At 58.4% G+C, this 11,359-nt stretch carries 9 protein-coding genes; 3 read left to right on the top strand and 6 right to left on the bottom strand.

The window, feature by feature from the left end; genetic code table 11:
• Positions 1–22 precede the first annotated feature (22 nt).
• From GX181_04080 to GX181_04090, 3 genes are all read left to right on the top strand, one after another.
• Positions 23–646, top strand: coding sequence for a hypothetical protein (locus GX181_04080; protein ID NLM71127.1), 624 nt, complete (start codon positions 23–25; stop codon positions 644–646).
• A 31-nt stretch (positions 647–677) separates the two neighbouring features.
• A complete protein-coding gene (locus GX181_04085) occupies positions 678–2,156 on the top strand; it encodes a hypothetical protein (protein ID NLM71128.1) in 1,479 nt (492 codons plus the stop codon).
• Between the two features lie 73 nt (positions 2,157–2,229).
• A complete protein-coding gene (locus tag GX181_04090) occupies positions 2,230–2,703 on the top strand; it encodes a hypothetical protein (GenBank protein NLM71129.1) in 474 nt (157 codons plus the stop codon).
• A gap of 45 nt (positions 2,704–2,748) precedes the next feature.
• On the opposite strand, the gene GX181_04095 is transcribed toward GX181_04090, so the two are convergent.
• From GX181_04095 to GX181_04120, 6 genes are all read right to left on the bottom strand, one after another.
• On the bottom strand, positions 2,749–4,485 hold the full coding sequence (locus tag GX181_04095; GenBank protein ID NLM71130.1) for a DNA primase: 1,737 nt from the start codon (positions 4,483–4,485) through the stop codon (positions 2,749–2,751).
• Positions 4,486–4,558: 73 nt separating this feature from the next.
• Positions 4,559–6,583, bottom strand: coding sequence for a sodium-translocating pyrophosphatase (locus GX181_04100; protein NLM71131.1), 2,025 nt, complete (start codon positions 6,581–6,583; stop codon positions 4,559–4,561).
• A gap of 185 nt (positions 6,584–6,768) precedes the next feature.
• Complete coding sequence (locus GX181_04105; GenBank protein ID NLM71132.1) at positions 6,769–7,875, bottom strand: AI-2E family transporter; 1,107 nt, start codon at positions 7,873–7,875, stop codon at positions 6,769–6,771.
• 9 nt (positions 7,876–7,884) lie between these two features.
• A complete protein-coding gene (locus GX181_04110; protein NLM71133.1) occupies positions 7,885–8,658 on the bottom strand; it encodes a tyrosine-protein phosphatase in 774 nt (257 codons plus the stop codon).
• 25 nt (positions 8,659–8,683) lie between these two features.
• Positions 8,684–10,177, bottom strand: coding sequence for a diguanylate cyclase (locus tag GX181_04115; GenBank protein NLM71134.1), 1,494 nt, complete (start codon positions 10,175–10,177; stop codon positions 8,684–8,686).
• A 202-nt stretch (positions 10,178–10,379) separates the two neighbouring features.
• Positions 10,380–10,787, bottom strand: coding sequence for an SRPBCC family protein (locus tag GX181_04120; GenBank protein ID NLM71135.1), 408 nt, complete (start codon positions 10,785–10,787; stop codon positions 10,380–10,382).
• Positions 10,788–11,359: the final 572 nt, after the last annotated feature.

Consider the following 11,359-nt stretch of genomic DNA (forward strand, 5'->3'; position numbering starts at 1 on the left):
GCGGCCGAGAGGGGAACATGTCATGAGGAGAAGAATCGTTTCATTGGCGCTCGCGCTACTCTGCGTCACTCTACTTGCCGGGCTCGCCTTCGCGGCACCTTCGTCCGACAGGCCAAGGCTCTCCGTGCGTCAGTTCGACAACAAGACGGGGCAGCAGATTCCCGCTGCGGCGATTACCGAGATGATGACCACCGAGCTGTTCAATGCCGGGCTGTTCAACCTGCTGGAGCGAGAGAAGCTCCACTACGTGGCGGAGGAGATAAAACTGGGTCAGTCGGGCCTCGTCGACGAGTCCACCGCGCCGGAGCTCGGAAAGATTAAGGGCGCCCAGTACTCCATGACCGGGGCCGTGACTCTCTACTTCTACAACTCATCGGGAGGAGTGGTCTACCTCCCCGGTGTCGTTGGCGGCCTGCTCTCCCATACCGCTTATGTGACTCTCGACATCAGGATCATCGACAACACCACCAGCGAGGTGGTGTACGCCGCTGCGGAACAGGGAGCGGCCAACCAGACGGCGGGGGGCATCATACTCCCGATAGCGGCGTTCGGCGCCGGGAAGAGCGGCGGACTGTTGGCGACCGCGACGCGCAACTCGGTAATCAGGCACGTTGAGAGTATGAGGACCGTGGACTGGGAACAGTAAAAATTTTTATGATCATTAGGGAGGTTTTATGGTGAGAAAATTCATTGTGCTGCTGCTTTTATGCGCCCTGTGCTTGTGCGCCGGGACAGTCACAGAAGCCGCCGAAGAGAGGATCCGCATCGGAATCGTAGGTTTCGACAGCAAGGCCGATGGGGTGTCGCAGAGCCAGGCCGATATAGTGACCGACCTCTTCACCCGCACCCTCGCCAGCTCGAAGACGATCGCAGTCTACGAGCGTGAGCGGCTCGCGAAGGTGGGCGAGGAGATAAAGTTGGGCATGTCCGGACTGGTCGACATGAACACGGCGATCGAGGTCGGCAGGATCGCCGGAGTCCAGTACATACTGATTGGTTCAGTGACCGAGCTCAGCGAGAGGATGTCGGGCGGCGCGGTCCCGATCTTCGGACTCCCGGTAGCGGTGGGCGGAGGAGGTCACGAGGCAAGAGCGACCCTCGACGTGCGATTAATCGACACGACCACCAGCGAGACCCGCCTCGCCCTATCCGAGACCGGCACATCGGCGAGCACAGCCTCGGCCGTGTCCGTGATGGGGCTCTCCTTCGCGGAGGCGGAGTTCGGCGGCCTGCAGGCCCGTGCGATAGCGGATGCGGTCAACCGCCTGGCCCACACCATCAGGGGCGAGCTGGGAGGCGAGAGCTCGCACGTGCTGAACGTCTCCGGCGACGAGGTAATAATCGACATCGGCTCCTCCATGGGCGCGAAAGAGGGGCAACTCTACCTGATCTACGCCGAGGGGAAGACCATACTCGGCATGAGCGGCGAGTCGCTCGGCAGGGACAAGCTGCCGCTGGCCGTCATCAAGGTGCGAGACGTCGAGACGGGACACAGCACCTGCGCGGTCGCCTCCAACTGCAGCCTGAAACTCGTGAGGCGAGGCGACAAGATCGAGCCGATAACTGCCGCGAAGGCCAAGGGAATGAAGTTCGTCTCCACCAGGCCCTCCGCCTCCAGCGAGACGTTCGACCAGATATTCGGCTCGGGAGGACCGGCCCCCGCACCCGTGCCTGCGCCCCGCGAGGAACCCAAGCCTGTAGAGGAGGTCGTTGAGGTCAAACCGGAGGTGGAAGAAAAACCCGAAGAGCCCCAACCAGCGACCGAGACCTCTGTCACAGCCGAGCTGCTTAAGCCGGCACCCGCACCCGCCCCATCCGGGCCCAGGGTGATCCCGGGATTCGACCACAACAAGTCGACCGACTCCAAGGTCATCCAGACCTACAACCTCGACATGGGTAAGACCAACCTGCTTCGCATCGAGCATACGAAGGGGATCAACTTCCTCAAGAGCGGCAGGGTCAAGGCCGCCTACGAGTTGTTTGTCGGGGAGACGGGCAAGTACGAGGGGCACTATCTGGCCATGTACTGGGCGGGAGTAGCCGCGCACAGGCTCAGAAAGAACGACGAGGCCCTGCAGTGGATGAACAGGGCGCTGGAAATCAACCCGCAGTACGAACCTGCGGCGGAGTACAAGTCGAAGAAGCTGAAGAAGTAAAGGTGCATCCGCCCTCGCCGCGCCGACGGCGAGGGCGGTGCCGTATGGCAATATAACCAAGGAGGAAATCAAAATGAGATCGTGCAGTTCCAACCGTTCACGGACCGATGCACAGTTAGCGCGCATCGCGATCGCGCTGGTCCTCGCCGTCGCACTCCTGGGCGGGACCGCCTCGGCGTCGGACACCGGGGTCGAGAAGGAGAAGCCTCTCATCGACTGGGGACAGACCTACATAGAAGGCACAGGCATGGCCGTCGCCCCCGAGGGAACCACCGGCGCGCAGGCCAAGGCCCTGGCGCGCCGCGGAGCCTTGGTCGACCTGCAGCGCAACATGCTCGAGTTCGTCTGTGGCGTGCAGATAGACTCGCGCACCACGATGGACGACTTCATGGCCGAGGACATGGTTCGCTCCGAGGTACACGGCATGATACGCAACGTGGAGATGCTGAAGGGCGAGTGGGACGGAGAGAGCTACACCGTCACAGGCCGCATCAAGACCGAGCAGCTCCGCCAGATAGTGGATTTGGTCGTGACGCTGGTGCGGTAGAGGGGGACGACAAGAGAGCACGGGATGGCGCGTCAGCTTCGTCCGTCATGTTCCCCTGCCGCCCTTCAGCTGCCTGGCCAGCTCCTGGAAGCGCCTCAGCTCGTCGTCGGAGGCCTCTCCCCTGGAGAGCTTGACCTTGAGCTCGTCGTACTCCCGGCGGCAGCGGCGCGACTCCAGTATTTCCAATAGTATCGGGGCGGCATCGGAGGCCTGCTCCAGCTCGCAGCAGTAGGCATCGCCCGCGGCTATCGCCCTCATCGGGAATGTGTCGCCCGTCCCGTGCCAGAGGCCCTCCAGCTCTTCCGTGGACGAGGCCAGGAGAAGTGCGGACGCGAGGGTCTGCAGGCGGGGATCGCATATCAGCGACACTGTCTCGACCGGGTCCGCCGTCCTTCTCATGGTCGCGTCCCGCCAGAGCAGGGCGCAGAGAGCGGCCTCCACGACGTCCAGAGTCGCCTCCGAGGTTTCCTCTACGGGCTCGCTCTCCGCTTCCCTAGACGGGGCCTCGCGACGCGACGCCAGCTTGGCACGCTCCTCCTCCAGCATTGGGACCAGCTCGTGATGAAGGACGCCAAGAGCGGCCTCCACTGCGGGCAGATATGGCGACAGGTCCACCGGGGGGAGAACGGCGATCCCCGATATGATGTCCTCGGACGCCCTGCGCCTCTTGTCCGGCGACCTGAGCATATCCCTGCGGATGTGCAGGTGATGCAGCACCAGAGGCCTCGATTCCTCGAGCGCCCTGGTAAACAGCTTGACGCCTCCGTCGAGCGACAGAAGAGTATCGGGGTCCTTCCCCTCGGGGAGCTCCACAACGTTGACGTCAAGACCCTCCTTGCGAAGGACGTACATGCCTCGTATGGCGGCCTCCTGCCCGGCGACGTCGGAGTCGTAGCATATGTAGCACCTGTCGGTCAGCCTGCGGATGAGCCTGGCCTGGTCCTCCGTCAGAGCCGTGCCCAGGGAGGCGGCCGTCTCGTCGAAGCCGCACAGGTGCAGGCGTATGGCGTCGGTGTACCCCTCGACGAGGATCAGCCTTTCCCGCGAACGGGCGGCCTCCTTGCCCCTGTGCAGCAGGTAGAGGGAGCGCCTCTTGCTGTAGAGGACCCCCTCGGGGCTGTTGATGTACTTGGCGCCCTCGCCCCGGATCAGCCGCCCCCCAAAGGCCAGGAGCCGACCGGAGATGTCCCTGACGGGGAAGATGATCCTGCCCCTGAACCTGTCGTATGGGCCCGACCTGCCCTCCAGCACCAGCCCAGCGTCGAACGCCTCCTTGAACGAGACTCCCTCTTCGGAGAGAGCGCGCCACAGTCCGTCCCACGACTGGGAGGCGTAGCCCAGCTCGAACCGCTTCCAGGCCTCCCTGGGCAGGCCGCGTCTATCGAGGTAGGAGGAGGCGAGTTCGCCTTCGTGGCCCTCGAGCATGGAGCGGTAGTAGGAGCAAGCCCTCTCCATCACATCGAACAGACTGCGCTCGCGTGCAAACCGCCCCCTGCCCGACGACAGCCTGACTCCCGCTCGCTCGGCGAGGAGTTCGAGGGCCTCGCGGAAGGAGAGGTTCTCTCTCTCCATAAGGAATGAAAAGACGTCCCCTCCGCGCCCGCACCCGAAGCAGTGATATGTCTGGCGGGACGGGGAGACATTGAAGGACGGCGTCTTCTCGTCATGAAAGGGGCAGAGACCGAGATAGCTGTTCCCGGCCTTTTTCAGTCGCACGTAGTCGCCGACTATCTCCACTATATCCAGCCGGTCCTTGACCCGGCGAACTTCATCGGACCGCAATCAGTCCACCTCCGCGAAAAAGCAAAGGGGGGAGAAAGCCTCCCCCCTCCGCATCATTGTAAAGCCCTTTCGTTTACATGAATAGCGGGGCCAAAACCAGGGCCACCACCGACATCAGCTTGATGAGGATGTTGAGACTCGGGCCGGCGGTGTCCTTGAACGGGTCGCCGACCGTGTCGCCCACGACGGCGGCCGCGTGCTCGGGAGTCCCCTTGCCGCCCAGGTTGCCCTCCTCGATGTGCTTCTTGGCGTTGTCCCACGCGCCGCCCGCGTTCGACATGAAGATCGCGAGCATGACTCCCGTGACGATCGAGCCCGCCAGCAGACCACCGAGGGCGGCGGAGCCAAGTCCGAAGCCAACCACCAGGGGGGACAGGACGGCCAATAGACCGGGTACGATCATCTCTTTAAGGGCCGCAGCTGTGGAGATGTCCACGCACCTCTCGTACTCCGGCTTGCCTGTGCCGTCCATGATGCCCGGTATCTCCTTGAACTGGCGCCTGACCTCGTCGATCATCGCCTCGGCCGCGCGGCCAACCGCCTGGATGGAGAGGGCGCTGAACAGGAAGGGCAGCATTCCGCCCAGGAAGAGACCCACCATGACCTTCGGGTCGTTGAGGTCGATCGCCTTAAGGCCAACAGCCTGGGCGAAGGCCGCGAACAGGGCCAGGGCGGTGAGAGCGGCGGATCCGATGGCAAGGCCTTTGCCCATCGCCGCGGTCGTGTTGCCTATGGAGTCGAGTTTGTCCGTTATCTTGCGCACCTCGGGGGGAAGGTCGCTCATCTGGGCTATGCCGCCCGCGTTGTCCGATATCGGGCCGTAGGCGTCGACGCTGAGAGCCATACCAGTGATGGAGAGCATTCCGACCGCCGAGCAGGCGATTCCGTACAGGCCCGCGAAATGGTAGCTGATCAGGGTCGCCGCGCCTATCAGCAGTACCGGTATCATGGTGGACTTCATGCCTACCGCGACTCCTTCGAGGATTACGGTGGCTGGCCCCGTCTTGGATGAGTGAGCGACGTTCCTGACCGACTTGAAGTCCCCGGATGTGTATATCTCGGTCACGAAGCCGATGAGCACACCCACTATCACTCCGGAGAGCACCGCCCAAAAGAGCAGCAGGTCTGCGAACATGATCACCGAGAAGATCAGGGCGCCCGCTATCATGATGCCGCCGGTGACGAAGGTCCCCATTCTCAGCGCGGCTGCGGGGTTGCCCCCCTCCTCGACCTTGACGAAGCGGGTTCCCACGATGGCTGCGAGGATTCCCACGCCGGACATCACCATCGGGAAGGAGACGCCCTTCCACCCGTAGATGGAGAGCCCAAGCGCCATGGCCGCGAGTATGGAGTTGACGTAGGATTCGAAGAGGTCCGCTCCCATTCCCGCTATGTCTCCGACGTTGTCTCCGACGTTGTCCGCTATGACTGCCGGGTTGCGCGGGTCGTCCTCGGGAATTCCGGCCTCGACCTTGCCGACGAGGTCGGCCCCGATGTCCGCTGCCTTGGTGTAGATTCCTCCTCCGACTCGGGCGAACAGAGCGATGGTGCTGGCACCCATTCCGAAGCCGGTGATGAGGTTGGGATCACGGAAGATCGCGTAGCAGACGACGATGCCAAGGACGCCGATGCCCACCACGGACATGCCCATCACGCTTCCGCCCCTGAAGGCGGTCACGAGGGCCTCGTTCATCCCTCGGGTCGCGGCCAGCGCTGTCTTTCCGTTGGTGCGCGTGGCCACCACCATGCCTGCATAGCCAGCCGCCGCGCTGCACAGACCGCCGACGATGAAGGAGAAGCCCGCGGCCACTCCGATGAAGTAGATCAGCAGAGCGCCGATGCCCACGAGAAATGGCAGCAGCCACCTGTACTCCCTGTACAAAAATGCCATGGCGCCCCTGTGGATGATCTCGGAGAGCTCCATGACCCGCGAGGTCTTCTCGGCCATATCCGAGCCGGGCTCCTCGTCCGTCTGAACCTCCGGCATCACGAACCACGCGTGTCCGAAGAAGGTCCTCCCACTATACGTCAGGTATGCGTAGCCCAACGCCATGACACCGGTGGCCGCGACGAACAGCGTAAACAAAATAAGCAGCATTTCTCAGACTCCTCCCGTAGATGATAAGTGAAAAAACACGCCACCCGGCCCCGAAAACCATCGAGGGCGGACGGCGAACCGCGCTCGCTTCATTATAGTAACCAATAGTATAAAAAACAAGGCTGGATTGCCGAAGATACAATCCATATAAAGCCTGAAGGCCGCAATACCTGTGCGACCATTCGTCAGGGGAAGAAGAGATTCCTCCACATGGTTCTGTAGTTCTCAAGCAGGAAGACGAAAAGAGTGACCACCAGCGGGCCCATGAAAAGTCCAAGTATCCCCCACGCCGCGACCCCGCCTATCACTCCCACGAAGACTATCAGCAGGTGTACCTTCGCCTCTCCCGATATGAACATGGGGCGCATCAGAGTGTCCACCATGCTGACCACCAGGATCCCCCACGCGATCAGCACGGCGGCGTTCAAGGCCTCGGACGTGTAGAAAAGGTAGATCGCCCCCGGGACCCATACAAGCGCCGTCCCCAGCAGCGGGACCATAGCGAACAGGGCCATCAGGGCACCGAAGAAGGCCGGGTTCGGCAGCCCCACTATCAGCCACCCGACCGCCCCCGCCACCCCCTGAGCCAAGGCCGTTGCTATGACCCCGTAGACCACCGCCTGTAGCACCTCCTGGGCTCGCCTGAAGAATGCCTTGCTCTCCTTGTGAGGCATCGGCATTATATCCGTGAGATATTCAATTATCAGGTGTCCATCGCGTATCAGGAAGAAACTGAAGACGATTATCAACGCCAGGTAGTAGAGGAACGTCAGAGTGCTGCCCAGCACCTGCCTCGACGCCGCCACGGCGGTTGAGGCCGCGAACTCGGCAGCCTGACGCAGCCCGGTGCGGAGGATCGGGTAGCGCTCCATCCAGACCTGTATCTTCTCCACGGTGCATTCCGGCAAAAGCGTAGCGAGGGCCCCCTCGCCCGACTCGCCCATCTCCGCAACGACGTCGGCCACTGTCTCGTAGAAGCGCACCCCCTCGCGGGCAGCGACGAACCCGGCGAACATGGTAGGCACCACCAGCAGAAGGACGACGACCCCGGTCGCCAGGGTAGCCGCCCAGTTCCCCGACGCGCTCCGAGGGAAGTAGCGGTCCCTCAGGCCCCTGAACACCGGATACACCATGAAGGAAAAAAGGATCGCCCATGACAGAGGTTTTATAAGAGGAGCCGAAACCAAGTACGACAGGTAAGCGAGCGCGACGAGTATCAAGAGGAAGGCGAAGAACCATCCCCTCGACATCGTTGCGGGCTCCCCTGCCTGTCTCGCCGTCTTCTTCTTCATACCTCGCTCCTACTCAAGATAGATCCGCCGCATGCCCTCCAGATCGGCGGCGGAGAGCCCCATCCTCTCCCGCGCATAGTCGTCGAATGACGGATAGAGGCGGACTTGCTCAAGGACGAGCTCCATGAACTCCTCCCTTGCCATCAGCATCTCCTTGATCCTGGCCGCCGCTACCGGGTCAGCGACCGCATTGTCGACCTCCCGCGTCTCCCTCTCGACGGCCTCCCGCCTGTACTCGTTCGACAGCATGTAGTGATCGATAACGTCCTTCGTGGAGACGCCAAGGGCAAGGAGGATCATCGATGCCAACACCCCGGTGCGGTCTTTCCCGGCCGCGCAGTGGAAGAGCAGCGGCCTCCCGCCGTTCTCCACGATCTCGTTGATTATACCTCCAAAAACCACCGGATTCTCTCCCATCGCCTCGTAAGTCCTGTGCATGAAGCCATCCAAGGATCGCAACTCCTCCTTGGAGAGAGGCCGCCTCTCCCGAGGGTTCAGAAAGCCCAAGCCCTTTCCCAGCGAGGAAAACACCGGTTTTTGCCTGTACCGGACGCCGCTCGGCAGGGTGTACGGACGTAACTCCGCCTCCTCGCGCGACCTCAGGTCGAACACCAGTGAGAGCCTCAGCCGGGCAAGCTCCTCGGCCAAAACACCAGGTGGAAGGTCAAGCCCTCCGCTTCTGAACAGCAGCCCCCTCCTGACCGTAAGGCCACCCCTGCCTTTGTACCCGCCCAGCTCCCTCAGATTTACGATCCTGCTACCGCTGTGAACCGACTTTTTCATACTCTACCCTTTCACTACATACTCTTTACTTGCTAAATAGAACTGAATCGAAGATCGGCAGGTCGCTTGCCCTTACAACCCTGTTCCTTCCACCCTCTTTTGCCTTATACAAGGCGCAGTCCGCTGTATAAATCAAATCGTTGGGAGTCACGCCCTCCACGGTTTGAAAAGAGGCCACTCCTACACTGACAGTAACATGCTTCTCTGGCACCTCATTTTCAATCATCGTGGATTCTACCTTTTCTCTGATTCGTTCCGCTAATATCGCCGCCTCGTTTTCTCTTGTATTTGACAGTAAAACTGCGAATTCCTCTCCGCCGAAGCGCGCAACAAAATCACCTTCCCTGCTAAGCGCGCCTTCTATGATCTTGGCGACACTTTTTAAGCATTGATCACCCGCCACATGGCCGAATCTATCATTGTAGTTTTTGAAAAGATCTATATCGATCATTATCAAGCCAATAGGGAATTCCTCCCTCTTGTTGATTCCCCAAAGGCTTGTCAAGAAACTATCGAAATACCTTCTGTTGAAGATGCATGTCAGGCCGTCTATCATAGTCATCTTTTCCAGCTTACTGTTGGCGTCCTGCAGCTTTAACTCCGCCCTCTTTCTTTCGGCGACCTCTTTACGCAGACGGATTATCCAAAACCAAGAGACAGCCAGGACAACGCTCACCAGAGTACCAATAACTATGGCAATACGTATAAACGGGCCATAATCCAGCTTGGTGTCCAGGTCTATCCATTTCTTGTTAATCTCACTCTTCTCTTTCTCGGTAATACTATCGATAGATTTATTCAGTATACTGACTAGTTCCGGCCAGTCCTTTCTGACAGCGAAGTGCAGTGATTGCTGTTTCTCCGCTTCAAATGACACAAACCTGAGATTGGTCAACCCGTTAGAGCGTATTAAATAATTAGTAGTAGCAAGATTTCCAATGAATGCCTTCTCTTCCCCCGTCGTCACTGCCACCAGGGCAGATTCCACTGAATCATACAGGCTGAGGTTCACCTCTTCGTAGTTCAAAAGGTAACTATGGTGGGAGCTATTCCTTTGTACCGCTACAGCCAGGCCCCTTAAATCATCCAGGCATCCTATGCCGGCATTCTCGTTTGTAGTAACCAATACTCTTTTAAAGAAATAATATGGCTTTGATAGAATGAAACACTTCTCTCGTTCCGCTGTTTTGCCTACAGCGGAGAGGAGGTCCAGCTCTCTTGCCAGTGCCAAATCGTAGGCTTCCGGCCAAGACAGGTTTTTTCTGGGCTCGAACTTCAGACCTGTTCTTTTCGAAATCAAGGCCATATAGTCATCGGCAATTCCCTTGTACTCTCCATCGATATCTATAAACTCAAAGGGGACGAATTTTGGGTCTACTCCCAGGCTAATTACCGGATTGTCTCTAATAAAATTTCGCTCCTCCTCGGTCAAACATACAGTTCCACCCTCGGCATCGCAAAATATCAATGTGCTTACAGCCAAAATGATGATTATAAATATGATAGCTGGTCTTTTCATGATTACTTCTCCTCTCAAACCGGTGACGCGGAGAGTGGATCCGGAATATTCTGCAAGATCGATCGAGAGTCGTCCTTTCCCTCTTTACGTTGGTGAAAACAGACATCACGGTAATATTATATACGATTAAGCCGCCTGAATGCACAGCCGTAGCGGGAATCATCTTTCAGGATGCCGGCGGTTTTAATCGTAGATGGCTTCGTCACTGCTCACAGTATTTCTCCAATTCCTTTGACAAATCCTGTATATAGGTTGCTTGTTGTTTTTTCAGATATGATTTTACAAAAGGCTTGATCAATATTTTTTTTGCAGTTACATCTTCTGTGAAATCAACTTCTGTTTGTCCATTTTTCTGAGTGAAGATACCCGTCCAATGCCCTTTTATATTCTCATTCTCCATATCGAATTCCCACCGCTTATAGGGCTCTTTTGCTGTTACCGTAAAGGTTGTGGCGTATCCGTCTTTTGTATGTTCAATAAACTGGTGTTCACTTATTATTTCAACGCTGTTTATATCACTACGCCATGAATATTGCTCAAGAGATGTCACAACTTCCCATACTCTATGAATATCGCATGGGAAAGTAGCCTTTGTATTTGAAGTTGCCACTTCCTCACTCCTTTGCCTTCTAATAGGCAGGTCGGCACGTGCAACGTCTGCCCCGCGAACATGTCACAGACGGCGGTCGCCGCATCTGACTGGAATTGCTGGCATCTAAACTGCAATCTCATTCGCCGCCGCCTCCAGAGGTTCCTTAACTGTATTAGCCAGTCCGCCTCCGAGCACCTCCATCCTTCGACGTAGTAATTTCGCCCTACACAGTTTAACTATCACTTAGTAACACCTCTTGATCTGTCGCTGGCTCTCCAAGATCGCTCCCCCATTTGCAGGGTCTGAATCGCCCTTTTCGCTGATCAGAAAACCGTCTTCCTATTCTACACGTTCTTGAGGATTCGAGCATCCGCCCGTCGAAAAGGTGATGCGCGCACTCGGCGGCGACTTCGAGACGGAGCACTCTTCTCGAAGTCCTCGGTCAAAGGGCTGGAAGATGGGAAGGGACTGCACCTGATCGATCCAGGGAGTCTGGAGCATGAGGACAAAAGGGGCTCCTTCTGATTTAGAGTGGGTATAGATTGAATCGAAACAATGTGACACATGGTTTTCCGGGGTGTATCATTGAG

This window comes from Synergistaceae bacterium (genome assembly GCA_012521675.1).
Classification (GTDB): Bacteria; Synergistota; Synergistia; order Synergistales; family Aminobacteriaceae; genus JAAYLU01.

Excerpts from the sequence above, each read along its gene's own strand:
- GX181_04090 (NLM71129.1), top strand. The coding sequence starts at position 2,230 with ATGAGATCGTGCAGTTCCAACCGTTCACGGACCGATGCACAGTTAGCG.
- GX181_04110 (NLM71133.1), bottom strand. The coding sequence starts at position 8,658 with ATGAAAAAGTCGGTTCACAGCGGTAGCAGGATCGTAAATCTGAGGGAG.
- GX181_04115 (NLM71134.1), bottom strand. The coding sequence starts at position 10,177 with ATGAAAAGACCAGCTATCATATTTATAATCATCATTTTGGCTGTAAGC.
- GX181_04080 (NLM71127.1), top strand. The coding sequence starts at position 23 with ATGAGGAGAAGAATCGTTTCATTGGCGCTCGCGCTACTCTGCGTCACT.
- GX181_04100 (NLM71131.1), bottom strand. The coding sequence starts at position 6,583 with ATGCTGCTTATTTTGTTTACGCTGTTCGTCGCGGCCACCGGTGTCATG.
- GX181_04105 (NLM71132.1), bottom strand. The coding sequence starts at position 7,875 with ATGAAGAAGAAGACGGCGAGACAGGCAGGGGAGCCCGCAACGATGTCG.